24 protein-coding genes are annotated in these 25156 nt (G+C 51.4%); 7 read left to right on the top strand and 17 right to left on the bottom strand.

All coding sequences use genetic code 11. The annotated features are described in order from the left end of the window. Positions 1-4: 4 nt before the first annotated feature. Together efeB and ABH897_RS18415 are read left to right on the top strand one after the other, a co-directional pair. On the top strand, positions 5-1390 hold the full coding sequence (efeB, locus tag ABH897_RS18420) for an iron uptake transporter deferrochelatase/peroxidase subunit (protein ID WP_283653075.1): 1386 nt from the start codon (positions 5-7) through the stop codon (positions 1388-1390). A gap of 24 nt (positions 1391-1414) precedes the next feature. After that, positions 1415-3229 carry an FTR1 family iron permease gene (locus tag ABH897_RS18415; RefSeq protein ID WP_283653076.1) on the top strand — a complete coding sequence of 605 codons (1815 nt, stop codon included), beginning with the start codon at positions 1415-1417 and terminating at the stop codon, positions 3227-3229. A 249-nt stretch (positions 3230-3478) separates the two neighbouring features. Here the strand turns inward: ABH897_RS18415 and ABH897_RS18410 are convergent, their stop codons facing one another. The 12 genes from ABH897_RS18410 to ABH897_RS18355 all read right to left on the bottom strand — a co-directional run bounded on the left by ABH897_RS18410 (position 3479) and on the right by ABH897_RS18355 (position 15714). Next, positions 3479-4870 carry a type III PLP-dependent enzyme domain-containing protein gene (locus tag ABH897_RS18410; protein WP_283653077.1) on the bottom strand — a complete coding sequence of 464 codons (1392 nt, stop codon included), beginning with the start codon at positions 4868-4870 and terminating at the stop codon, positions 3479-3481. Positions 4871-4896: 26 nt separating this feature from the next. After that, positions 4897-5943, bottom strand: a complete 1047-nt coding sequence (locus tag ABH897_RS18405) for a Gfo/Idh/MocA family protein (protein ID WP_283653078.1) — start codon at positions 5941-5943, stop codon at positions 4897-4899. Beyond that, positions 5940-7100: a UDP-glucuronosyltransferase gene (locus ABH897_RS18400; protein WP_404519603.1), complete on the bottom strand. Its 1161-nt coding sequence runs from the start codon at positions 7098-7100 to the stop codon at positions 5940-5942. Before ABH897_RS18400 ends, ABH897_RS18405 begins: the two co-directional genes overlap by 4 nt. Positions 7101-7111: 11 nt before the next feature. Beyond that, on the bottom strand, positions 7112-8647 hold the full coding sequence (locus ABH897_RS18395; protein WP_283653080.1) for a hypothetical protein: 1536 nt from the start codon (positions 8645-8647) through the stop codon (positions 7112-7114). Positions 8648-8697: 50 nt separating this feature from the next. Continuing rightward, entirely contained in the window at positions 8698-9510 is an 813-nt protein-coding gene (locus ABH897_RS18390; RefSeq protein ID WP_283657284.1) for an ABC transporter permease, read from the bottom strand. Between the two features lies 1 nt (position 9511). Further along, positions 9512-10318: an ABC transporter permease gene (locus tag ABH897_RS18385; protein WP_404519602.1), complete on the bottom strand. Its 807-nt coding sequence runs from the start codon at positions 10316-10318 to the stop codon at positions 9512-9514. Further along, entirely contained in the window at positions 10308-11300 is a 993-nt protein-coding gene (locus tag ABH897_RS18380) for an ABC transporter ATP-binding protein (RefSeq protein WP_283653085.1), read from the bottom strand. The genes ABH897_RS18385 and ABH897_RS18380 overlap by 11 nt, the downstream gene beginning before the upstream one ends. An 81-nt stretch (positions 11301-11381) precedes the next feature. Further along, positions 11382-12512, bottom strand: coding sequence for a hypothetical protein (locus ABH897_RS18375; protein ID WP_283653086.1), 1131 nt, complete (start codon positions 12510-12512; stop codon positions 11382-11384). Next, positions 12505-12750 carry an acyl carrier protein gene (locus tag ABH897_RS18370; RefSeq protein WP_283653087.1) on the bottom strand — a complete coding sequence of 82 codons (246 nt, stop codon included), beginning with the start codon at positions 12748-12750 and terminating at the stop codon, positions 12505-12507. The genes ABH897_RS18375 and ABH897_RS18370 overlap by 8 nt, the downstream gene beginning before the upstream one ends. Before the next feature lie 16 nt (positions 12751-12766). Continuing rightward, complete coding sequence (locus ABH897_RS18365) at positions 12767-14143, bottom strand: preATP grasp domain-containing protein (RefSeq protein ID WP_283657287.1); 1377 nt, start codon at positions 14141-14143, stop codon at positions 12767-12769. 49 nt (positions 14144-14192) lie between these two features. Then, a complete protein-coding gene (locus ABH897_RS18360) occupies positions 14193-15386 on the bottom strand; it encodes a radical SAM/SPASM domain-containing protein (protein ID WP_283653090.1) in 1194 nt (397 codons plus the stop codon). Between the two features lie 49 nt (positions 15387-15435). Continuing rightward, on the bottom strand, positions 15436-15714 hold the full coding sequence (locus ABH897_RS18355; protein WP_014277736.1) for a phosphopantetheine-binding protein: 279 nt from the start codon (positions 15712-15714) through the stop codon (positions 15436-15438). 342 nt (positions 15715-16056) lie between these two features. On the opposite strand from ABH897_RS18355, the gene ABH897_RS18350 reads away from it, so the two are divergent. From ABH897_RS18350 to nagA, 3 genes are read left to right on the top strand one after another with little or no spacing between them, the layout of a single operon-like run. Continuing rightward, a complete protein-coding gene (locus ABH897_RS18350; RefSeq protein WP_283653091.1) occupies positions 16057-16923 on the top strand; it encodes a MurR/RpiR family transcriptional regulator in 867 nt (288 codons plus the stop codon). Between the two features lie 2 nt (positions 16924-16925). Continuing rightward, on the top strand, positions 16926-17654 hold the full coding sequence (gene nagB / locus ABH897_RS18345) for a glucosamine-6-phosphate deaminase (protein WP_283653092.1): 729 nt from the start codon (positions 16926-16928) through the stop codon (positions 17652-17654). Next, the gene (nagA, locus tag ABH897_RS18340) at positions 17651-18871 is read left to right on the top strand and encodes an N-acetylglucosamine-6-phosphate deacetylase (protein ID WP_283653093.1); all 1221 of its coding nucleotides are present in this window, start codon (positions 17651-17653) and stop codon (positions 18869-18871) included. Before nagB ends, nagA begins: the two co-directional genes overlap by 4 nt. Positions 18872-18968: 97 nt before the next feature. On the opposite strand, the gene ABH897_RS18335 is transcribed toward nagA, so the two are convergent. After that, positions 18969-19919, bottom strand: coding sequence for a YhcN/YlaJ family sporulation lipoprotein (locus ABH897_RS18335; protein ID WP_283653094.1), 951 nt, complete (start codon positions 19917-19919; stop codon positions 18969-18971). A gap of 194 nt (positions 19920-20113) precedes the next feature. Between ABH897_RS18335 and ABH897_RS18330 the strand changes: the two genes are divergently transcribed. Beyond that, on the top strand, positions 20114-21691 hold the full coding sequence (locus ABH897_RS18330; RefSeq protein ID WP_404519592.1) for an esterase/lipase family protein: 1578 nt from the start codon (positions 20114-20116) through the stop codon (positions 21689-21691). Positions 21692-21802: 111 nt separating this feature from the next. On the opposite strand, the gene ABH897_RS18325 is transcribed toward ABH897_RS18330, so the two are convergent. Next, entirely contained in the window at positions 21803-21934 is a 132-nt protein-coding gene (locus ABH897_RS18325) for a hypothetical protein (RefSeq protein WP_252361499.1), read from the bottom strand. A gap of 23 nt (positions 21935-21957) precedes the next feature. Continuing rightward, the gene (locus ABH897_RS18320; protein ID WP_283656318.1) at positions 21958-22320 is read right to left on the bottom strand and encodes a sigma-70 family RNA polymerase sigma factor; all 363 of its coding nucleotides are present in this window, start codon (positions 22318-22320) and stop codon (positions 21958-21960) included. Between the two features lie 191 nt (positions 22321-22511). Here ABH897_RS18320 and ABH897_RS18315 point away from each other — a divergent pair, with 191 nt between their 5' ends. Beyond that, entirely contained in the window at positions 22512-22709 is a 198-nt protein-coding gene (locus tag ABH897_RS18315) for a hypothetical protein (RefSeq protein WP_283656319.1), read from the top strand. Between the two features lie 117 nt (positions 22710-22826). Here the strand turns inward: ABH897_RS18315 and ABH897_RS18310 are convergent, their stop codons facing one another. Further along, positions 22827-23768 (bottom strand): DUF4340 domain-containing protein, encoded by a 942-nt coding sequence (locus ABH897_RS18310; RefSeq protein ID WP_283653096.1) that lies wholly within the window; start codon positions 23766-23768, stop codon positions 22827-22829. Further along, entirely contained in the window at positions 23765-25156 is a 1392-nt protein-coding gene (locus ABH897_RS18305; RefSeq protein ID WP_283653097.1) for a GldG family protein, read from the bottom strand. The genes ABH897_RS18310 and ABH897_RS18305 overlap by 4 nt, the downstream gene beginning before the upstream one ends.

The following is a 25156-nucleotide window of genomic DNA, read 5'->3' as shown; positions in this document are numbered from 1 at the left end:
CGATATGAAAGGCTTCAAGCGGCAAAAGGGAACGAGACAGGAACCGCAGCAGCGTACAGATTCCCGTGAAGAACAGGTTGATCTGGTCAAAAAGGATGCTAAGTCAGAGGATGTTCTGCTAGAAAATGATGTGCTGTCAGGAAAGAGTAAATCTGTATCACGCCGGGATCTATTGAAGCTGGCCGGAGTCGGGGGACTGGGTCTCCTGCTCGGCGGCGGTGGCGTGGGGGCTGTGCTGACAGCCAGCCAACGGCTTGAAAGCATGATGACGGAAGCGGATACCAAGGATGTGGTTCCTTTTTACGGGAAGCATCAGGCGGGTATTGTGACTCCGGCACAGGATTTCATCTGCTTCGCCGCCTTCGATCTGACGACGAGCGACAAGGAACGGGTACGCAGCCTGTTTAAAGCCTGGACAGAAGCCACCGCTACGATGACTTCCGGCGCGCTGATTGGCAACGATAACGAAAACCTCAACCTGCCTCCGTCCGATACGGGCGAAGCGGCGGGGTTATCGCCGTCACGGACGACGATTACCTTTGGTGTAGGTCCGTCCTTTTTTGATGGGCGCTACGGTCTGGCAGGGCTTAAACCTGCCGGACTTCGTGAGCTGCCCCGTTTTCAAGGAGATGCGCTGGACGATCAATGGTGCGGTGGCGATATCGGGGTGCAGGTATGCGCCAATGATTTGCAGGTAGCTTTCCATGCCCTGCGTAATTTGGCGCGTATCGCCAGAGGAACGGCGGTGCTTCGCTGGACACAGGAAGGCTTCCAGCGGACAGCACAGGCCGATCCGGCGGGAAGCACGCCGCGGAATTTGCTCGGCTTCAAGGACGGTACGGGGAACCCGGATACCTCCAAGGCTGATGAGATGAACCGACTGGTATGGACACAGGCGAGTGACGGTCCTGCGTGGATGGGCGGCGGCAGCTATATGGCTGTGCGGCGTGTACGCATGCGGGTAGAGGTATGGGATCGCTCGACACTGGGCGACCAGGAGGATACCTTCGGACGCCATCGCAGCAGCGGGGCCCCACTGGGCAAGGCCAAGGAGTTCGACAAGCTTGATCTGGCGGCCACAAGTCCGGAAGGCAAGCCGATCACGCCCCCCACCTCTCATGTGGCATTGGCTCATGGGGACGGGAGCATTAATATTTTGCGGCGGTCTTATTCTTATTCGAGCGGATTGGACAAGCAAACAGGACAGCTCGATGCCGGGTTGCTGTTCATCAGCTACCAACGTGATCTATTCAAGCAGTTCGTCCACATTCAGGAGAAGCTTGCGCGCAATGACAAGCTGAACGAATATATTGTACACAAAGGCAGTGCGGTGTTCGCCTGCTTCCCGGGTGTATCGCAAGGCGGCTACATCGGGGATACGTTATTTTAGCAGCAGGCCAGGAAGGGGATTTATATGAATCGGCGCAATAAAAGCTTGGGATGGGTGTTTCTGCTGGTGGCTCTGCTGCTGACAGCAACTCCGTTCATATCCGGCTCCGGGTCGGTCGCTTTCGCACAAACAGATACCAAAGCTGCTTCCAATGATCAGCTCATGCCTGTGGTGGGTGGCGCACTGGTGGAGGCGGGACAATCCCAATGGACGGAAGCCTCCAGGGACGTCAAAGAATTCCGTACGCTGTGGGAAGCTGCCAAAACAAACGGCGGTGATGCAGCCCATATCGCAGCGGTGGACAAGGCTCTCACGGATGCAGAGCAGGCGCTTGCCAGCGGCGGCGGAGAACCAGCGAAAGCTGCACTGTCCGTGCTAGCTCGTTCGGTCAACGAATTTGTGACTGCTGCGGAAGGCGACAAACCCGCCCCGGCTGGAGCCAAAGCAGCGGAAAAGCTGCTCCCCATGGCGAAGGGCAGTCTGGCTGCCATGCAAAAAGGCGACTGGACTGCGGCCCGCGCTGATTACGACCGGATCGTAAAAGCATGGTATCAGGTGGAGACACCGATTCGTTCGGACAATTTTCCGGTATACAGTGCGCTGGAAACTAAAATTAGCCTGATTCGCATCTCCATGCAAGCCGAGCCAATACGACAAGAGCAGGCTCTCAAGGAAATGCAGGAACTAACGGCTTTGTTGTCGGATTACAGTCAAGGCAAGTTGGTGAATACGGGTCAAGAAGCTGTTGCAAACAACACGGCTAATGGCTCAGTAGTCTCGCTAAGTGATGCGGTCAAGCTCCTCGAATTCGCACGGCAGGATGCGACAGCCAATCAGCCTGAGCAAGCGGCTGACAAGGTAGGGCGGTTCATCGCCCTGTGGCCTTCGGTTGAAGGACATGTGCAAATTTCCGATCCGGCGTCCTATACCGCGATTGAAAATGAAATGACCGAGACTTCCGGTTATCTGCTGTCTTCTCCACCGAACACAGTCAAAGCCATCCAAACCCTTGATCAGATGCTGGAAAGGCTCCGTCCGTTGACGGAAGAACGTTCCTACACCGCTTGGGATGCGGCACTGATTTTGCTGCGTGAGGGGCTGGAAGCCATTCTGGTGCTTGCGGCTCTGCTGGCGTATGCCAAAAAAAGCGGCGAAGCTGTGGCTGGTCGCTGGATATGGGCTGGTGCCGGAACGGGGCTGGTGCTGAGCGGAATCCTGGCGGTGCTGTTCACCACACTGGTCGCGGCCGCCACATCGGGCAGCATGCGTGAGCTGCTGGAGGGTGTGACTGGACTGGTCGCGGTTGTGCTTATGCTGACCGTCGGTAACTGGCTGCATACCAAATCCAATGCTGACGCGTGGAACCGCTTTGTCGAGAACAGCGTAGACAACGCGCTGGCGCGTGGTAGCCTGTGGTCGCTGTTCGCCGTTTCTGCGCTCGCGATTTTGCGTGAAGGCGCCGAGACGGCTATCTTTTATATCGGTATGGCCCCGGCCATCGAAACCTCTCAATTGCTGATTGGTATTGGCTCGGCAACTGTCGTGCTGGTTGTGCTGGCATTGGCGATTATCAAGTTTAGCGTACGGTTGCCGATTCGCGCCTTTTTCCTGACGGCCACTGTACTGATTTACTATCTCGTATTCCGGTTTCTGGGCGAAAGTATTCATTCGCTTCAGGTGGCTGGCAAGCTTCCGGGGCACACGGTCTCTTCGTTGCCATCCATTAGCTGGCTGGGCATGTATCCTACTTGGGAAACGTTTATCCCACAGGTCGCTGTGCTGATCTTCATGGTGTGGCAGCTTGTACGTCAGGAAATGCGCAGCTCCAAGCAACGTTAAAGTCCAAACTGCAACACATACAATTGAGGATTTTGCAAAAATCCAGCACGCGACTTCCAATGAACAATATATAGATCGAAAGGGTCTAGTTCGTCTATATATTGCACTTTCGAGCGACTGGAATCGAATTTTGCAAAATCCTGAATGCAAAAATAACGAAAAAAAACGTCAAAACGCAGGTCCGATCTCTATCGGCTCCGACGGTTTTGGCGTTTTTTTAGTCACGAGAAGGAGTGCTGACTTTTATGATCAGAAAATATCCTCCAGCAACGGAATCATACGCTGGTGATGGAGCAAGTCTGTACGGTCACCGTGCTCACGAATCACGTGTACCTCACCGCGAAAATCCAGCAGCTCCGCCGGCGTAGCATGTCCCAGAAAATGCACCGGACTATAGCTTAGTCCATAAGCTCCTGCATTCGGAATGACAATATAATCACCCTCCTGAATCGGAGGAAGCTGCGCTTTTTTCACAAGACAATCCTCGGGTGTACAAAGCGGTCCGACAATGCTCACGGTTTCCAGATCCACGGTTGCTTCTGGCTGAAGCTCCCCTATCCGGTCTGCGGCCTTCCCTAATTTTAGCTCGACAGCAGCAGCCTCTTGAACAGGAATGTCCTTCCCCTGCCCTATCTGAATCGCCACTTCCTGTCCCTCTCCTTGCCCGCGCATAATTCGCACCGGATAGTTGTCCCTAATCCGACGTCCTCGAAAGGCAGCCGAGGCATAATGGTTCATACCGCCATCAGCTACAACGAACTTCTCTCCCTTGGATTCCTTCGTATACAACGCCCGACAGACATACATTCCTGCCTGAGCAACCAGATATCTGCCGCTTTCGATGATCAGCATAACACCTGGCAGACGGGATCGAGTCTGCTCGGCCATTGCGTTCAGTCCATCAATCACTTGCCCCATATCCAACGGCTGCTCATGAGTAAAATAAGGAACGCCAAATCCGCCGCCCAAATTTACCGTATGCATCGCCACACTATACTGATCCTGTATGCGTTCTGCCAATTGAAGGGTATTCGAGAATGAAGCTAAAATCTGATCCGCTTTCAGCATTTGCGTGCCTGTATACACCTGAATGCCCTGGAAATATACATGTGGGCAATCTTCCAGCACCGTAAAAAAGTGATCCAACTGCCCCTCGTCCACACCAAAGGGACGAGGAACGCCACCCATTTTGATCGTCGATCCCGACAAATCGTTATCGGGATTCACACGAACCGCAGCGCGGACAAACAAGCCTGCTCGGGCAGCAATATCCTCCAGCAAGCGCAGCTCCCGCACCGACTCGACATGAATGCAGCCGATTCCACAGGCTACCGCCTCACTCAGTTCGGCTACCGTTTTTCCCGGCCCGGCGTACAACACATCTTCTGGGGCATACCCGGCCTCCATCGCGACAAACATTTCCCCGGCCGAAGCGATTTCGACGCCACAGCCTAACGTGCGAAGCAATCCCGCCAAGGCTACGTTGCCATTGGCCTTGAGTGCGTAATGCACACGCACAGCCGGGTGCAGCCGGGATAGCAGCGAGCTGACATGAGCATGTAGCGCGTCGCCATCGTAATAATAAAATGGCGTCGGATGTTCGCCGAAGCGTTCCAGCAAGGCTTCGTCCTTTTTATCCATCTGCTGAATCTCCCCCCTTCTTCTTCCTATTCCGCATAGATCGTCTGGCCTGAACGGGCGGCCTCATGAATAGCTGCCAGCAATCTGACGCGCTCGGCGGCCTCGTGGAACGGAATAGGCTCCGCGACTCCCCGGATGATATCGCAGAACGTGTCCAACTGATTGACGTAATAGTTCATGGGCTCGAAAACGGTTTTGATTTTGGAGTCTATCATTGTATCCTTCGTTATTTTCGTCTTGAGCGTTATTTTATAAAAGCCCAGATTCGCCCGAAAGCAGTCCTGCAAAGTAACTACCGCCGAATCAAAGGTTAATACATGAGCGCAGCGGTATGGCCGCTCGAATGAAAAGAGGGCGGATGCCTCCAATCCCCCCGGATAGCGGGCCTGTGCACGAAATGTCCAGTCACAGCCGTTAGGACCGTCGAAATCCGATTGACTGCGGAACTCCGCCTGCTCCAGTCCAACGACTGCCTGAAGAAACTGGAGCCAATACACGCCCAAATCCCAAAAGCATCCCCCGCCCTGCTCGGGTCGGGATCTGTAATTCTCCGCATGCCCGTCCTTTGCGGGAATGCACAGGCTGGTCGCTATGGAGCGCAAACAACCATAGCGACCGGAATCCACGATATTGCGCAGCTCGCGCTGCCAAGGATGATGCTGCACCATGACTCCTTCCAGCAGGTGAGCGCTGCTCTGCCCGACTGCCGCTTCCAGGGGAGCCAGCTCCGCCGTATTCAGACATAACGGCTTCTCCACAAGCACATGTTTGTGAGCCTGTAATGCTTTACCGATCCACTCCGCATGCAGATCGTTACTCAGCGCAATATACACGGCGTCAATCTCCGGGTCGATCAGCATATCCTCGGCATGCCGATAAACGACACTAACGCCAAAACGGTCCGCCAAATCTCCTGCCTTGGCAACGGTCCGGTTCGCAAGCGCGGTTACACGGGCCCCCGCAACGTAACGGATCGGCTCCAGCAGCGCACGAGGGGCAATGGCTGAACAGCCAATGAGGCCAAAACGGATATCACGTACCGCAGGCTCTTGCGCCGCTGCGGCGGTGTTCATGACCCCTTCTCCAATCCCGCTGAGTTTACTTGCACCTGGACGTTCCTCACATATGACTCCACATAGCGTGGTGTCTGACTACGTAGCTCCACGATCCTCCGGTGCATGTCCTCCAGAATCTCAGCGCTGCCACCATAGATTTGCATCCACGTATCGTACCGTATCCCCAGTCCCAGCCGTTCCCACAGATCCGCATTATGCATTTCATGCACACCGAACGGCTCCAGCATAATGAGTGGAGTGGCTGTGGCGAACGAATCTGTCAGACTACCCCCGCCGGGCTTGCTGACAATGGCCTGGACATGACATGCCTGGTCCAGCATGCTATGGTAATCCGGCCCGGTCTCATACAACGTCTCCTCGCCAGCCTTCACCTCACCGAAAGGCGGAAAAGTATGCTCCCCGGCTTCATTCCGCTTCCATGTTCTCCACTGCGGGTCCATCCGGAAATAACGTATACCGTCCCGCTGCTCATCCGGCTGGTCCTGATCATACAGCAGCAAATCCAGCTCCCAACCCGCCTCTTCCAGCCGTCCGACCTTTTCACGGTACGTGCCCATACCCCAACCGCCGCCGTGCACAAACAAGCGGGATTTCCGGGCCTCAAAGGGAACATGCTCTACAGCCGGGACATCAATATAGTGGCTGACTCTATTTGGGTCATTTTCAAAAAATGTCATTTCTCCACACCCATCGGCAAAGTTCGGGTTATGCTTGGCCAGATTTTTCCATGAAGGAGAAGGCGTCGAGTCCATATATACAATGTCCACATGTACCGATCCCGGCTCCCTGCGCTTGCGATACTCCTCCAGCACATACATCCAATGGCCGGACAAGCATATAAAATGCCGCCGATCTTCCTCCATCCATCGGGTCAGCAGCACTTCCATGGCAGCGAGATCAAGCGAATTGCGCATATCCTGCGGAACCTTCTGTGACATTAAGGCTACAGCGAAATTATCATGGTAAGCTTTGCGGCTTTTGTCCACCTTGAGACGGGCCGACTCAGGCAGTACATTTTCAAATACGTGAATCGCCGTCTCCACACCCAACCTGCGAAGACCCGCTTGCATCAGCAAGCCGGGAGTATAAAAGCCCAATCCGAAACCGGAACACAAAATCGTTACCTTCATACTCTTGTGCATACTCATGCTCATACGCCTCCCGTTTAATTCAGCACTGTAAAATGATGCTCCGCCAAAAAATGCTCCAGCTTCGTAGTCAGACGCATTTTTTCCTTATCACCCGCGGCAACCAGTTCCAAATAAAGACGACCTTTTCCACGTGCCCGCTCACTTCCAGTTGCCCTTTCTTTACCTTGGATATTCGCTACGCCTTCAGGCCCACCAGACACGGAAAGACCGTCACCACTGCTAATCCCGCTAACACGAACCTGCTTGGCAGATGACCTGCCCCCGCGCTCTGTTGTATTTCTGCTTGGCGTGCTTTTATCACCTGCATTCCTGTTTTCGCCATCTCGTCCGCCCGTGTTCACATACAGCGTATTGGCGCCCAGCGGCATGACGCCTTCTTCACTTTCGCCTGTGAACAGCAGTCCTTCACATTCCAGCCCTTCCAGCAATTCTTCATAGGACAAACTGCCATCATGGGACAACGAATAATTCGTCAACGTGCCACGCATATTTTTCCCAGCCAAAAAGGTGTCCAATTGGTGCTTGATCAGACTCATGGATTTACGGGCGTTAATTTCGATAATAGGCTCCAGCTTCCCGCCGCGAAGTGTCATCGAGTCAATGCAGACGTCGCCGTAATAACCGTCCTGATACAGCTGCTTCCCTACATCCTGCATTAAGCGAAAATAGCCCTCACGCTCCAGCCGCTCCATAAAAGCCTCATCCGGCGACAACGATTCCCGATAGGCGAATTGGGTGTTAGCCAGCCACTGCACAGACAGGATATCGACACTTCCGTTATCACCAATCGTAAATTGGCATGAAAAATCCTGCTCCTTCTCCAAGAAAGGCTCCAGGAGGAACAGTACCCGTTTGCCTTTTCGTTCCTGCCCACGTAAATACGATACAATTCGGTCCAGCATCTGTGTTGAGGTAATGTGCAGGTTTCCTTTGCCGGATACGCCAAAATCATCCTTGATTAAAAAGCTTCCATCCCGCAGCAGCTTGCGTCCCGCCTCAGCTACATCCGCAAACGAAGTCACAATATAGCCGGGATGGCGCAGTCCAAGACTGCGTTTTAAATCAGAAGAATAGGTTTTGGCATTCACCTTGCGGATCGTTTCCAGCGGCGGCTGATGCAGCGTAATACCCCAAGCGCGTGCGGCCTCCTCCACATGAGGCAAACCCGCAAACGGGCTAAGCACACATCCCTCCAGTTGCGGAAACCCCGTACTGGTATCGGCCTTGCGACTGCCCAGCAGTTCAAAAACGGAAGCCGCCGACACATTCCCCGCCTGCTCCGTTCCGTCAGTCAAATCCCGTTCATTTACAGCCGGGCGAAAGCCCAACTGCGCGATATACTGACGATGCACAGGCGAAATAGCATAGCGGGTCAACAACGCGTCTCCCGGCTGGCAAAAGCTGAACAGCAGCTCATCCATTGCCGCCACAATCGCAGAAGAAGCCCGGTCAGGAATGGCGGGCAAGGAAGCTAACTGGGCATCCCGCCAGTAAACCTCCGCTTCGAACGTTCCCATATACAAATGACGCTGGTTCGGTGTCGCATTCATATGATTCGCTTCCTTTCCTGCTTCGTTATTAGCCTGCTATTACGGTAGCGCTACTGGCTTGCACTTGTATAATCGCGCAAGGCAAACTGCCATATAAAGCGGATCACCGCCAGTAGCCAGATCGGGGCGAGGAATGCCCATATGATCAAGCCGGGTTCCATTTTGCCCAGAATAAACATCGGTGGAAAATTACAAATCACAAACACCGGAAGCACGAACAAGCCGATACGCTGGATCAGATTACTATACACCGCCATCGGCACATGGTTCGTATCGAAAATGCTGTTGGATAGTTCTGTCACCCCGTTCGTGCGGATGATCCAGAAGGCTAGCAGTTGGGGCAGCAAAAACACGGAATAGGCCGTCAACACCCCGCAACCGAGCAACACAGAAAAGCCCCCGACCGTTTCAAAGTTAAACGGCAGACCGAGTTTATACCAGCCAATGCCCGTCATGATTCCGCCGCCGACTACGTTTGGAATGGTGTAGCCCAGCTCAAATTGCCGCAGCGTCACCATAAATTGCAGGGACACCGGCTTGGTCATGAGCACATCCAATGAACCGGTACGGATTTTGTCAGGCAGACTTGTAAAATTGCTGTAGAACAAGCCGCTGTAAAAACCGCTCATCATCGTAAATACGCCGATATATAACAGCACCGCGTCAGGAGACCAGCCGTTAATATCCGTTCCGGCCCGGTATGGAACCGAGGCGTACAGCAGCTTGATGAGCAAATAAGCGGTTTCGACCAGAAAAGCAGTAATGAAATTAATGCGGTATTCCATCTGCGACATGACGGAAAACTGGACGAACTTCCAGTACAGTCGGATATAACGTCCAGCATTTCGGAAAACATTTTTCATGTTAACCTCCTACCGAGACAAAGCGTTTGACCCCGGCTTGCCACACCCGGCGCGATACGGCCGCCAGCACTACAATCCAGAGCCATTGCACGCCAATGCCTTCAGCGGCTTCCAGCATGGTCAGCTTGCCCGTTAATGCGTTCACCGGAAAAAATACGGTGTAGCTAAACGGGAGCAAACTGAACATGCGGGCCAAAACGTCTCCAAAAATCGTCAGCGGAAACACAGTGCCACTAGCTACATAAATGACGAGCGACAACGTGTAAAATAGTCCCCCCGATTCCGTCACCCAAAAGGCTATGCCGCTCAGCGCATAATAGACCACAAAATTGAGCACCAGCGCCCCCGGCAACGCCAATATGTAAAGCAGGATATACGACAGCCTGAAGCTGATTTGACCTTCCAGGCTAAGGCACAGCAGCAAAATCGCAGCCGCCAGCAGCACTACTGCGGACTGTACCGCCTTGCCTCCAATAAACCGACAAAAACGGTAAGCAAAATAGTGTACAGGCTGCACCATGAATTTGGCCAGTCCGCCTTCTTTGATGTCTGTAGCAATTTCGTATTCAAAACCCGTAGCGATCAGCTTACCGGTTACCCCTGCCATGACTACATACACCAGCATTTCCGGCAAAGAGTAGCCCAGCACCCTTGCTTGTCCCGAAGAACCGAATACCGCAAGCCAGAGAAAAATTTGCGTCATGATCGGCAGCATGAACCCCGCCATCTGGAGCCAGTAATTGGCCCGGTATTCCATTTCGTTTTGCATGCCAAGCTGGAGCACCTTCATATATTTGTTATTTCGCATCAGCTAGCCTGCCTCCATCGTACAAATTGGCTATCCCCTCTTCCAACGGGACGTCCTCAATCGTAAAATCAACGACAGGCAGCGCATCCAAAATCTTTTTGGACCAGGTCAGAGTATCTTCTGCATCCAGCTCAAATACCGCCTCCAGCTCCGAGTTGGAGCGCAGCTTGCCAAGTCCCGCCAACGTCAGGTTAGGCACAGGGGTCTCCAGTCGAACCTTGAGCAACTTGCGGGCGCCGATCACCTCATTCACCTTGTTCAAATCCCCGTCATACACCAGTCTTCCCCCGCTGATAATGATGGATCTGCTGCACAAGTCCTCAATATCCTTCATGTAATGGCTTGTCAGCAGGATGGTCGTCCGGTGTGTGCGGTTATAGGCTTTGAAAAACTCGCGAATGCGCCGCTGAGAAACCAGATCCAGTCCAATGGTCGGCTCGTCCAGCAAAATGACCCGTGGACGATGCAGGAGCGCGGCAATCAGCTCCATTTTCATACGCTCGCCAAGAGATAATCGCCGAACCTGAACATGAAGCTGTTCCTCCACCCCAAGCAAGGTAACCAGCTCGTCCAGCGCCTCTTTGTAACGACTTTCATCTATTTCGTAAATAAGCTTGTTCAGCTCGAACGACTCGCTTGCGGGCAAATCCCACCAGAGCTGGTTTTTCTGTCCCATCACGATGGAAAACTGCCGTTTAAACTCCTTTTGCCGCTTCCACGGGGTAAAACCAAGTACAGATGCCTCCCCCTCACTGGGATGAAGAATGCCGGACAGCATTTTGAGCGTCGTTGTTTTGCCCGCCCCGTTCGGGCCGAGAAACCCGACGATTTCACCTTCCTCAATGGTGAAGCTGACATCCCGTACGGCCTCCTTGGTCAGCTTTTCCCGCCTGAACAGGTTTTGTAATGATTTGCGCACGCCCGGCTCCTTTTTATAGTACGTAAACGTTTTCGACAATTGATTCAATGTAATGGACGGCATTCAATTCTCCTCCTCTTTCATCTGTCCGTGACACCTTGTTGAGCATTCCTGATACGATTTGCCTGATACGTTATGCCTGAACTACTCGGCTGCTTGCTCGGCTAAAATCATCAATTCCTCCAGCATATGCCGCTGTTTGTCAATCAGGCCGAGGGCGCGGTCGCTAATGTCAGGCATCCGATGCTTGCGCAGTTGAAGACCTGTTTTGTAAATATGCAGATTGAGCTTATGCCATTCCGCATTCAATGACTGCGCCAGTTCCATCACATGCTGCGCTCGCGGTCCCAATGTGGCTTCATGCAGCATGCAATAATCCGCTGTGTAATCGGTCAGATGAAGGGCACTGCCCAAACGCAGATTGTAATAGATTTCATGGCAGTACGTACGGAAGTCCGCATCCTCCATGTCTGTCAGCAGGCGGAAGTCCTCGACAAAGGCCCGGTATCCCTCATCTCCCCGCTTGACCTGTTTGCCAACTGCGACATTTCCGGGGTTATTTCCCAGGTCATTGGACGAAGGTACACCTCTCCAGACCGCTTCATGTCCAGTCACATATTGACGAATATGGTATGCACACGCTGCATGCAATTCGCCTGGCGAAAGCGGCGCGGGCTGTTCCACCACCCAGGCATATTCAATAATGCCCTGCATCAGGTCGTCGAGCCGGGCCGAACCGACGTAAGTCATGGCATGGCCCGAAGAATCCAGCAGGAAGCTGTCATTTACCTGTGCTGTTCGCTCCTGCAAGTCCAGTCCAGACAGCTCAATGACATGGCCCCTTGGGTAATTTTTCACATACACGTCGTGGTAGGTTAAAGCGGTACTCGATGTGTGCAGCATCGTACCGTAGCCTGATGTCAGCGCCCGCAGCAGGTCGGTTTCATCGCTTACACCAACAATCCACGGCTCCACCCGAATCACCGGACCGCCGCTGGCTGCCATTTCCTGAAGCTGCTCCGGATATTTCTCGGGACCGAAGCGCTTCAAATCTCCGCTATATTCCGCGCACATACTGCCGCACAGCATGAACAGCTCGGATTCCGCCATGTTCACGCCATACCGCCGCAGCGAGGTGCGCAGGGATGAATATACACAGTGCTTGCCTGGAGGAGCATCTATAATTTCTTCAGCAGCGTAATCGACAACGGAGTCATGAACATCCTCCATGCCGGATACCTGCATAGGCTTGATCTCTGCCGCCCCCTTATGCATATTTGCCCAGCAGACGTTCAATACCTCGAAGTGTGGAAAGATGCTCCAGCACCAGATCGTCGTCCTCCATCGTAATATCCAGCTCATTTTCCAGCTCTACAATCAATTCAACAGCGGATAGGGAATTCAGCCCCAAGGTTCGCAAATCTTGCTCCGGCGTCAATTGTTCCAGTTCACCTGGAGCCAGCTTCAATACCTTTTCCAGCAAAGGTACTACATGGTACACATCTGTTTTCATCCTAAATTCCTCCCGATTATGAGCTTGCCAATCCCGCAATGACATCTTCCAGCCTGTGCGCATAGGCTTCGGCTTCCTGCCAGCTATCTGCCATAATAAGCGTGAAAATCCGATTCACATACCCCCGCTTCACCGGAGTACCGGACAACGTACCTGCTGTATAAACAAACACCCCTTCGGGGCGTTCGGGCGTGTAGAGCAAGCCTTCCTCTGCGAGCAAGCCGCACAAGCGGCTGTAGGTCAGCGGTGTGGCGGTAACGTTGCGGTAGTAGCGGGACAGCGTTTTATGCTGCTCTCCCAAGACCGAAGACAGGAACGAAATATAGGTAGACAGGGTAAACCTGCCGTTAATCTCGATCACCGGAACCAGCAAGCCTCCTTCATCGACAAAGCCGTCAATGGAAGCCATGCCTGTATAACCGATGGAATACAGATACGTTCCCAACTGGTAAGCGCAGCGTCTCACTTCTTCTTCCAGCGCAGCGCCAAGCTCAGCCGGAACGCGGGACCCGGTGTACACCGTGCCGTCCACATTTTGCCTTTTCAGCGAAAACATTGTCACCCCACCGCCCTCGTCAATACAGAGCTGGTAGTTCAGATCCATCTGCTTGTTATGCCAGCGCTCCACCAGCCAGCCTCCCGAAGAAGGGGACGAGCCGCCAAAGCGTTTCATCACACTTAGCAGCGTATCCAGCTTGGACAGCTCGTCCAGCATATACATACCTTGTCCCGATGCGCCATGCGGCTGCTTGATGATCAGCTTCACAGGCCCGTCCGACAAGTCGTCCAGTCTGCCGCACTCCCTGCGGATCGCCGCTTCGTCCGCGCATACGGCTCCCTCACTGACGGCAAAACCGAGCTTTTGCGCAGTCAGGCGGCTGAATATTTTATCATTCACCCGAGCGCTGACGGAGGACGGAGCGCCGATCAGTTCCAGTCCACAGCGCTCCGCAATCGCTTCCTCCTGCGGGGTAACCGCATACGGAACGAGCCACGCTTTGGCACGGCTACTACTGTGGCCTGCTTCCGCAACCACTCGCAGCCGTGCCAAAAGTGCCTCGTCCGCCAGCACCAGCTCCGAAATCGGCGTTAACGGATCAGTCGGCTCCGGCACCTCAATACGCGGCAGGCTAAAGCCCAACCGCTGAAGCATGTCCAGAAAAGCCTGATCCGGCTGTTCTCGCAGCACGATCACATCCTGACTTCGGCACAACAGAAGATTCATTTCCTCCATCCGATTTACCACCTGCTGTTCATCACGATCTACCATCCCCCCCTTACGGGGGGACGGATGCCATACCTGCTCTGCGCCAATATTAAACAGCCAAATCAGGACTCCATGATCGCGTTCATGGGCAAGCGCTTCCACAAGGTTAATGGTTTTAGTCGTCACGTCCTGTCATCCCTCTCTTCCATCCAGTAAGAAACAACTGCGATCGAAACTAAATATATTTCAGGGAGCCAGCTCCGTGCAGATACAATACGCTGCATTTGGAGCACACCGGCGTTAATCCTTCGTGATTAATCGTTTGGCGTGTTTTCTCATACGCATCCGAATTCCAGATTTCCTTCAGACTGTGCTCTCGCAAGCTTCCAATCGTGAATTCGCTAAAAAATTTGCAAGGCATCACCTTTCCGTCCGGCAAAATATCCGTTCTGGAGGTGAGCGCCAGGCAATGATTGGAGCAGCGACTGACCATTTCCTCGCCATGTATAAATTTGTCGATTTCCTCATAGTCCAGACCGGGCTGATAGCGCACACGAATGTTCCACGTCCGCTCATTAATCCGCTGTAGCTCCTGCATCAAAGGATCGATGTTATCCGGGTTGATTTTATATTTGAAAGCATGCCAGCTACTAATATTTTTTTCCTCCAGTTGTCGGAGCCAAGAAAAGTTTTGTGTAAAATAGTCATCCATTTTGAGGGAAGTCTCTTTGGAAATGTACCAGGGGAACGTCAGCAGCACCAGATCCAGCCTCTTGTCCTCCAGCATTTGCAGAAACTCGTACATCCGTCCGATCATGTTATCGTTAATGACGGCATGGACGGTCACCCGTCCCTTGTACAATCCCTGGTCACGCAGTTCAATCAGCTTATCCATCTGCCGCATCGTTTTTTGAAAGGTGCCTTTACCGCGAATCAGATCATGTTCTCTTTCAAAGCCTTCAATCGCTATTAACAGCTCCAGATTTTCAGATAAATCCAAAATCCGGTCCAAATATTTATCAATGAGCAGTCCATTGGTACAAAAGGTCATTTCGCGCCGATCTTCGGCCAGCACGTCCAAAATTTCGTCAAAACGCCGATGAAACATCGGCTCTCCGCCCCACATATACAGCCGGGACTTGGCCTCCTTCGTCTCGCTCAAAATTTGCCGAAGCATATCCGGGGCAAGATCCATGTTTTGCTCTTCTTTGTCCATTTGATGATGATAGCCTTCCTCGTTCCATTCAAAGCAGTGCGTACATCTCAGGTTGCAGCGGTTGGTCAGCTTAATGCCGATCGTCTGGGGCATGTCCGTTTTGAAGGCAGGGTCTTGTGTTGCGTTACGGTAAGATACAGAAGCGTTTTTCAGGTTGCGCTTAATGAGCTTGAACGCTTTCTCATCAATCAGCACATTGCTTTTGGGCTGCATGCTAACACCTCGTTTAATGGATTTTCAGGCACATGTACCAAGCTGTACGTCAGACTGTCTCCATTCCCTCCGGGTGCGGCGCTTTTTCCGCATCGCTGATCCCCTGAATGTAGCTGCAAAACGCATCTACCGAGCTCAAATGCTCCAGCTCAAAGGAATCAAAATCAATTTCCACGTCAAACGCATCCTCCACTTGCAGCATGAAATGAACCAACTGTAACGAATCCAGTCCTGCATCATGAATAATGTCCGAATGTCCATCCAGCTTACCGACCAGCTCAGGATCTTCCTTGACCGCGCTGATCATTTCAATCACTTGGCTTTGCATAGCAAACTCCTCCTTGTGAATGATCCTATTCGTTCCGCCCGACAATGCCATCTGCAAAGCTCCTCGAAAAATTCCTACACTGGAACTTTATTCAATTATACTCCTCCATGGAAGAGACAAGTCAATAGGTGATTTTGTAAATATATCGCACAATATGTAAATTAATGTGTGTTTTTTTCTACAATTTTCGCTATCTTTTTTTCGTAAAATCTAGCTCACATCTTGCTTGCAAGTGCGACAGGATTATTTTACAATAGATATGAAAATAATTTTCTTTTTAATGTTTATTTTTACGATATTTATTTTCATGTAAAATACTCTACAGCCAAAGGAGCGCAGCTCATGTCCCCCATTCTTCATACCTTAACCCACAGATTGGAGCAGCTTCCCGTCCAAGAGCGCAAGCTGGCGGAATCCATTCTGCAATCTCCGGGAGATGTGCTGCATCTGGGCATTCGGGAGCTGGCGGAGCGTTGTGGTGTGAGTCCGGCGACCGTTACGCGGTTTTGCAAATCACTTCATTTTAAAGGCTATCCCGATTTCAAAATGAAGCTGGCCGCCGAGCTGCCCCGTTCTAATAGTGACGGTGAAGCCTCCTATCAGGACATCGTCGCCGGAAATTCGCTCTCTCGTATCGTGGAAGCTATAGAGGCGAATCATACCGCATCTATTGCGGACACGACCCGACTGCTGGATTTCAGCAAGCTGGAGCAGGCGATTGCATGGCTGTCCGCCACAAGCCGCATTGATCTGTACGGCATGGCGACTTCCTCGATTGTGGCGCAGGATTTTTATCAAAAGCTCATTCGAATTGGCAAAAATAGTACCGCCTTCGCGGACTCGCACATGCAGATTACCTCTGCCTCCTCGCTTGGGCCGGGAGATGTCGCCTTTGCCGTCTCCTATTCGGGGGAAACACAGGAAACCATCGCGGCTCTGCGCTGTGCACAGGAACAGGGAGCCAGAACATTATCCCTGACCTCCTTCGGAAATAACACGCTGGCAGGTGTTGCGGATATTGCGCTATTTTCCTCCTCGCTGGAAGAAGGGATGCGGCGTGGAGATATGGCGTCCCGCATTGCCCAGCTTCATATCATAGATATCCTGTTTACAGGTATGGTCAGCGCGGATTTTGACAAATATATTCCGAGACTGGAAGGTTCGTATCAGCAAGTAAGCAAGCTCAAAAAACAACCAGGGGGCCACTAAAGATGAACATACGTATTTTGAACAGCCGTGAAGACCTGAATGCTACCGCTGCCGCTGTGATCGCCAGTTTACTGCTGAACAAGCCTCAAGCCATGCTTGGGCTTGCTACCGGAAGTACACCTATCGGCATTTACCGTCATCTTGTAGAAATGTACCGTAAGGGACAGGTGAGCTTTGCACGAGCCTACTCCGTGAATCTCGATGAATACGTTGGTCTTCCCCCGGAACATCCGCAGAGCTACCGCAGCTTTATGAATGAGCACTTGTTTCAGCATATCGACATTCCTCTTGCCCATACACGCGTACCTGACGGTAATGCGGCTGATCTGGCAGCAGAATGTGCGGCCCACGAGCAGGCAATGCTAGATCATGGACCCGTGGATCTCCAATTGCTCGGCATTGGTCACAACGGTCATATCGGTTTTAATGAACCCGGGCACGGCCTGACCGGAGCCACACATGTGGTAGATTTGGAAGAGAGGACGCGTACAGCGAATGCCCGATTTTTTGGCAATATAGATGATGTACCCAAGCAAGCAGTCACAATGGGGGTAGGCACGATTCTGAAGGCGAAGCAAATTATACTGGTAGCTTTTGGCGCGGATAAGGCAGACATTGTAAAGCAGGCTTTCACCGGACCTGTAACCACAAAATGCCCGGCTTCCCTGCTGCAATGTCATCCCAACGTGCTGATTTTACTGGATCAGGAAGCGGGAGGCTGGTTGAATTGAACTCGGATGAAACGATTTTTGATTTAACCCAACTACTGTATGGACAAGTCGTTATTGGGGATCACATGATTGAAAAAGGGGTTGTCGCAATTGAGGGGCAATCCATCGTATATGCTGGTGCAGAGGATGATTTGCCTGCTGATCTAATTGCAGCAGTAGTGGAAAATCAGGGTGATGGGGCAGCGGTGGGGGCAAACATCATGCGATTGGAAAGCGGCTACCTGCTGCCGGGCTTTATTGATATTCATGTTCACGGCGGTAACGGAGAGGACTTTATGGACGCCGATCCGCAGGTACTGGATACGATTACCTCTTTTCACGGCTCACAAGGAACGACCGCCATGCTGGCTACCACCATGACCGCACCAAAAAAGCGAATCGACCAGGTGCTAAGTGAGGTTTACGCCTATATGGCGCAGCCTATGCCCTATGCACAACTGGAGGGCGTACATCTGGAAGGGCCGTTTATTAGCCCGAACTGGCCGGGAGCGCAAAACCCGGAGCATATTCAACTGCCGAATCTGGCCTGGGCGAAGGAATGGGAGCAGCGCTATCCGGGCCTTGTCCGCCAGTTGACGCTTGCACCAGAGCGGGAAGGCGCGCTAGAGCTGATTGCCTGGCTGCGCAGCCATAACATTACTGCGGCTCTCGGTCATACGGATGCCACGTATGAAGAGGTGGAACGCGCAGCGGCGGCGGGCCTGAACCATGCGGTGCATACGTTCAATGCCATGACTCCGCTGCATCACCGCAAGCCGGGAGCCGCCGGAGCCGTGCTTACCGATCCGCGCATTGAAGCGGAGGTGATTGCGGACGGTATCCACGTGCATCCGGCAGCGGTCTCCCTGCTCGCCAAGCTGAAACGGGAGCACAATCTTATTCTTATCACCGATGCTATGTCTGCCACCGGACTGGAGGACGGGCATTACACACTCGGTGATTTACCAGTAATCGTGCAGAGCGGTGTGGCACGGCTGGAGGATGGCGTGACTCTGGCAGGAAGCACGCTGACGATGATTGAAGGCTTCCAATATCTGGTTCGTCATGTGGGTCTGACCATTCCCCAGGCATCACAAGCCGCCAGCCTGAATCCGGCTAAGTCCCTGAACATTGCGCATCGAACAGGTTCGCTTGCAGCAGGCAAACAAGCAGACGTTCTGTTACTGGATGCGGACTTAAAGCTGCAAGGCGTATGGATTAAAGGAATACGAAGATAATTTCTTCTTATGATTCCCCTAAACCAAAGAGCTATCCCTCAGCGATTTCGCCGAGATGGATAGCTCTTTCTTTGGCATTACACACATATGTGGTGAATTAGCGATGATTCATAGGTGCAGGGGTATAATTTTGTGGACGAGTTGGTGCGGTTGTTGATCCATCTGTTGGATGAGTTGCACCAGCAGCAGGAGTCGGGAATACCCGTTGGATGATATCCGCCAATTGGGCACTCATTCCTTTGATCGGATGACCGTTTTGCACACTGCGTGTAAAGTCAGTGGTATGCTTTACAAAATCGGGGTTAGCCGATACATACACCTGTTCAATCGAAGGTGCAAATTGCTTTACCTTGTTGGCGATGCGACTTTTGACGGCTTCGGTCAACGTACTAGGCTCATACGCAGTTCTTGCGCCTTCCACTGTGGTGCCATCCGTGCGTCCGATATCCGTGCGGGTACCGTCCGCCAAGCCACGAATCATACCATAAGAACCAGTACCCATCGTGCCGTACAATCCGTCACCACGACGCGGAGGTGTTACGGGTCGGCTCATTCCATTGTCCGTAATTCCCGGCGCTATGCCATCGGTGGTATAGTTGCCTCTTGTACCATCCACCCCATACGTAGTCATGCCATGTGTATTCATGGGATGCTTAGTACCTTTAACGCTTGAAGTACCTACACCGGTTCCGTTGGCTTGGTCCTTCAAGGAAACCGCTACATAAGCATTACGGTTACCGACCAGCACTGTCGCAGATTTTACATCCGGCAACTCGGATATACGTTTGGACAAATTGCGATCGACTTGCAGATTACCAATTTGGTGTCCAGTTCCATTGGCATTTTGGTTTAAACGCATCCCGTCCATACCATTGGACTTAACTCCGAAACGGTTCACACCATCCATATGATGTGTACTTTGCGCGTTATAGCGGGTAGTGTTCGTGCGGACATTATGATTCGCAGTCCCACACCCTGTCAAAGCAGCCATACTGGCGAGCAAAGCAGCAGAAATCGTTAAACTGATTACCTTCTTAGTCCCTGGCATGAACTCATCCTCCATACATATAAAATGTGTGACGAGATTAGGATGCGCTATGATTCTCAGGGCTATCCTGACTAAAAAATGACTAAATAAATAAATTTTTAATGTAAATATGAAATACAATTGATGATTTACCACAAGATGGCATGTATAATAAGGTTGAAAAATACTTTATTTTACAAAGGAGGATTTTCAGTTTGAAAAAGATCACCGTTTTGATGCTCATTTTTTTGTTATCCGTCACTCTTGTCCCTGTCGGCGCTTTTGCAGGCTCCACTACACCCCAACCCCCGAAAGATCCTGGAGGAAGCTGGGCAGAAGGCCCACCACCTAATCGCGTGGATCCTGCCAAGCCCGCACTATTATTTGTACATGGTTTGAACAGCAGCGCGGAAGTCTGGAAGAATAATAACGACATGCTTCAGCGCGCACGTGACGCCGGATACCAGACGGCCACCGTTAATCTGTACGATGCAAATGGCACATCACAGGATATGTGGGACAATGGTAAGCTTTTAGCCGACAAAATCAAGGTCATTAGTAATCACTTTGGAAAAAAACTCATCATCATTGCCCACAGCAAAGGTGGAGTGGATACTCAAACCGCTCTTGCATATAACGGAGCCGCTCCCTATGTACAACGTGTGATCACCCTCAGCAGTCCCCACCATGGCTCACAGCTTGCAGATCTTGCTTACAGTAGCTGGGCCGGATGGCTGGCAGATATTGTCGGCTCACAAAATCCAGGCACCTCCACTTTACAGACATCTTATATGAAGTATTTCCGATCCAAGACCGATGCACTCAGCAACGCGACTACAATTCCATTCTTCACGTTTGCTGGTGATAACTGGTCTGACGGAAGCGCTTCCTACATACTGGGCGGACTTTATCTTTCATCCTTTGGCAAAAATGATGGAGTAGTCGCAGTCGACAATGCCAAGCTTCCCGGTGGACGTGTAGTTAAAGTCGGCCCCTGGGATCATGCCAAAGTTCGTACCGGCTCTTATGTCTTCTCCCTGATCCAACCTTACCTCCAAGCAAACACTCCAGCATTGAATCAGGAAACTGAAGCACTTTCAGCAGCATCTTCCTTGCGTGCTTCCGCTTTAACATCCACCTATAGCGAGATCGACAATTCATACTTTATCCGCGGCGGAGACTATAACGGAAAAGCCTCCGAAATCCTCACCGTTGAAAATGGCGTCAAATCCATTGATTTGGACTGGATCAGCGATAAACGTGTAAGTAAACTTGAGCTGACCAAGCCTGACGGTACCAGCGAGATCGTTAATCTGAAAGCAGGTTATGATGACGAAATTTTTGCTGGTGCCTGGCATCATAATGCAGTCATCAAAAATCCAAAACCGGGCATCTATAAACTGAACGTCACGATTCCTGATAAAGGAGCGTATCTCCTGATCGCCCGTTATCAGGCCGCTCAGGTTCCTGAGCTGAAATATAATCTGAATGCCGTAGGTCCGAAGCTGAATCTGCAACCACAGGATTCCCCTAAAAGCGTTACACAAGTCACGTATCAGGTTCAATATTACGGTGATCCACAGCAAGGAATTACTCCTGCGTCCACAGATCTGACGGTACAACAAAAAGCGGTTAACCCCACCGGACAAATCGAGCTGTCCAAAGCGGACAAGCCCGGCATTTATTCCGTAACCTATGAAATCGAGGGAACTACAGAGGCAGGCTATCCATACCGCCGTACAGCTGTTCAGTCCATTTATATTGACGCTGACGGGAATAAGTATGTTGATTAAACTCCCCCACGCAATCATTTATATCATTCACTAAAACAAAAAGGTGTAGGCCCTCAAAAGCCTGCACCTTTTCTTTTCTGTATCATAATAATGGCATCCGGTTTAATCACTTCAAATATCGTCACGCTTCAAATCTTCTATAAAATCAGTCACAATACTTTGGACGGCATCTTCCCGGGACATTCGGATATACCGACTGGTTTTCTGAATATCTTCCTCGAACAGATGAAGTATACTGCTCATAGCTTCCTGATCTCCGTTTCGTGCTAATTTGAGCAGTTTGATGAACTCAGCATCTGAGATAATTGACGCAGCATTTTCTTTTTCCATTTATTCACCGCCTGTTGGGATAGCTTCAGCTCTCTTGCAATCTGTGCTTCGGTTTTGTCTAGTATGTAAAGGTCAAAGATGATGGCTTTTCCGATCTCAGATGGTAGAGAGTTAATGAGCTGTAGAATGTACATTTTAGAGTTTGCAGAGTCTGTAAAAGATGGAGTAGCGACGGCTTCGTTCTTTTCCATGACAAATTCATGATTGGTTTGTACCCGGGCACGATACTGGATTCTCCATGCAATGCGATACAGCTTCTTACGATATTGTTCAACCAATGTTAGCTGAGATTGATTCATCATAAACCACCCTTTCTCTTTGGATTTGGCTTTTCGAAATCCTCATATTATAGGGTAATTTGAGAACACATTTCACAACCAAATAAGAACATTTGTTCTTATTTATTATACTATTTTTTAGGTCGGTTGTATACGGTTCTTTTGATTTACCTTCCTTTATATACGGCTAAAAAGGAGGGAAACCATTGCAGATGGATGATGCTCTTTCTATCATAACCAACGTAGGCTTTCCGGCAGGTCTTTGCTTTATTTTGTTGCGGCACATCCTGCACACCATGGAAGAAAAACTGGATAAGCTGGATCTCTCGCTCCATGAGCTGATTGAGGTCATTAAGGAATTAAACGATGGGAACCGTCATTCTTCCAAAGGCAGCAAGCCTGATGAATAACGAACACAAAGAAGCTCCAACCGACGATCCTCGCCGATGGAGCCTCTTTGTTTGTTTCATACCGGAAAATTTGTTTGATTGCGGATCTGATCATGCTCCAAGCTCGTGTTCAGATGATCATTTTCCAGTTTGAGCCTGGTCATGTCCAGCCTGTTCAATACGCTTCACGTCAGATGCCGACAGACCATACGCCCAATTGCTTTGCGGAGGCACGACCCATACGATATCCGGTTCACCGTTCACCATCCAGCCCTGATACACCTGCTGCGACTCATCCTGCTTGCCCAGCGATACGCTCAGCGTAAAGCGGTGAACAGGTTGGTTTAGCTCGGAGGCTTTACGCAAGGACTGGCTGCTGGCCAGATTTTTGATTTGCTGCGATAAGGAGGTCGCCGTATCACTGGTTACCGACTTTCCATTCAACGTCCAAGCTGTGGAAGAGCTTTCCCCGGTTCCCCCGTCACCGGATGACTTAAGCATCCAAGACGCAGACTGGCCTTCCCACTCCAGTCCGCCCAGCTTGTCATCATCCCAGTCAAACGGCGTCGTATCCGTAAAATCGGCTGCACCCAGTAACAACCCGGAAAGGGTATCCACAGGTACGGAAGCTACCTCTGTTTTATCTGACAGCACATAAGCAGCATCTCCGGAAGGCAACGTTTCGCCAAAAGCAAAGGTATGCTCGCTTCCATCCTTGGTCTTGATCTGAATTTGGTTGTTGGTGGCGCTGATTCCGTATTTGGCTACGTCTTTTGGAGAAGACTCCACCACCTCACCGAGCTTCACGTTTTGAATAGCGGCTAACCAATTGTCTATCGTATAACCGTTTAACGGATAAGACTGCGGCTTGCTCATGCTCCATTTGCCATCACGTTGGTTAAGCTCCACTGGCTTGCCGTCCTTCCCCATTATAGCGAAAGACGTAATATCCCCCTGCGTAAGCTGGACCAGCTGGCGAGCAGCAGGAGCTTGTTCACGAAAAAAGTTTTGGCTCTTGGCATAGACTATACCCGCTCCCAATACAACTAACAGCAGCACTGTGGGTATCCATTTTCTCATGCTCTTCTTCGCCTCCACCATAATAAGATTCCGGCTGCCGCAAACAACATCGGCAATCCGATCACGGATAGGGTCAATATAATCTTCGCTTGCGCAGGAGTCAAATAAACCACCTTATAATCCTGCTCCTGACGAGGACGAATGGTAAGCCCGTCAGATTGTTCCTGTACATAATTCAGACTGTTCAGCACAAAATCCCGATTGCCTCCCGTGCTGATCTCGGTGTCGCTCAGAAGGGCCGACGTTCCGAGAATAATTGCCTTAGGCTTGCCGTCCTTGCCATCTACCGCGTAACCCAGATCAAGCGGCCCCTGCGGGTCCTTGTCATCCTTCTGTGTTTCGTTGTTCAGCAGCCCCTGAATATTCGTTTCCCCATAGCTGGCGGCAGAAGATTTGAGCAAGGCCGTAGTCTTCCAATTCTTCTGCTCCCCCGCTTGCAAAGCAATAGACAGCGAAAGCACCGGGTACAGATTGGAGGCCGCCAGCTTATCGGTAATCGCATGACTGCCAAAGGTGGGTACTGTAAACAGAGGTCCAAGCGTATTCGTCTGCTCCTGATCCACCACGATCGCATGTGTATCCTTCACACCGTAATCCGCCGCCAGTGCGTCAAGATTTTTCCAGTCCGATTGCATGTTCGGATGAAAGCCCAACGCCAGAAACAGCTTTCCACCACCCTCCAAATAGGTGCGAATGCTTTTCAGCTCCGTCGCGCTGATATCCCGTTGCGGCCCAACAATAGCCAGCACCGATGCATCTTTAGGCACGCTACCCGCCTGATTGAGCTGCACTTCTTCTGTTTTCACATTATCCTGCGCCAGTGAATTGCTCAATCCGGTCATTTGGGACAAAGGGATTTCCTCATGTCCGGTCAGGAAAACGGCTTTTCCCTGGCGGGTAGACGATAGCCCCAGCAGTCCGCTGGTCAGCTTTTCTTCCCCTGTAAACTGGTACGCCCCCTCGCTACTTCCCTGTGCCTGTGTAAACAGACTACCTATATCAATAACACGTTTCTTCTCACCCTGAACCAGCACGATGGATGCTTCGGTGACACCGTATTCCTTGGCCAGCAGCGGCTCCTGATTCAGATCATATTGCTCGACCTTGAGCTTGCTGTTACGCTTGGCGTATTCCCTCAGCATATCCGTAACGTCCCGGTTCAGCTTTTGATTTTGCGAAGTCGATACGGTAAAAGCAATCAGACGCACGTCTTCCTTCACTCCCTGAATGGCCGTCAATGTCTGATCAGACAACGTATACTGTTTGCCTGCCGTCAAATCTAGCTGAAAGCCTCCCAGCGAACGCAGAAACAACGTCAGCAAAATAAAAATACCTACAGCAGCAACCGACAATACCACACTGTTTGTATGACCCAGCCATTTTTTCAT

Source organism: Paenibacillus sp. RC73, assembly GCF_044908085.1.
In the GTDB taxonomy this organism is placed as follows: domain Bacteria; phylum Bacillota; class Bacilli; order Paenibacillales; family Paenibacillaceae; genus Paenibacillus; species Paenibacillus terrae_A.
This window is presented reverse-complemented; position numbering and strand designations above follow the sequence as displayed.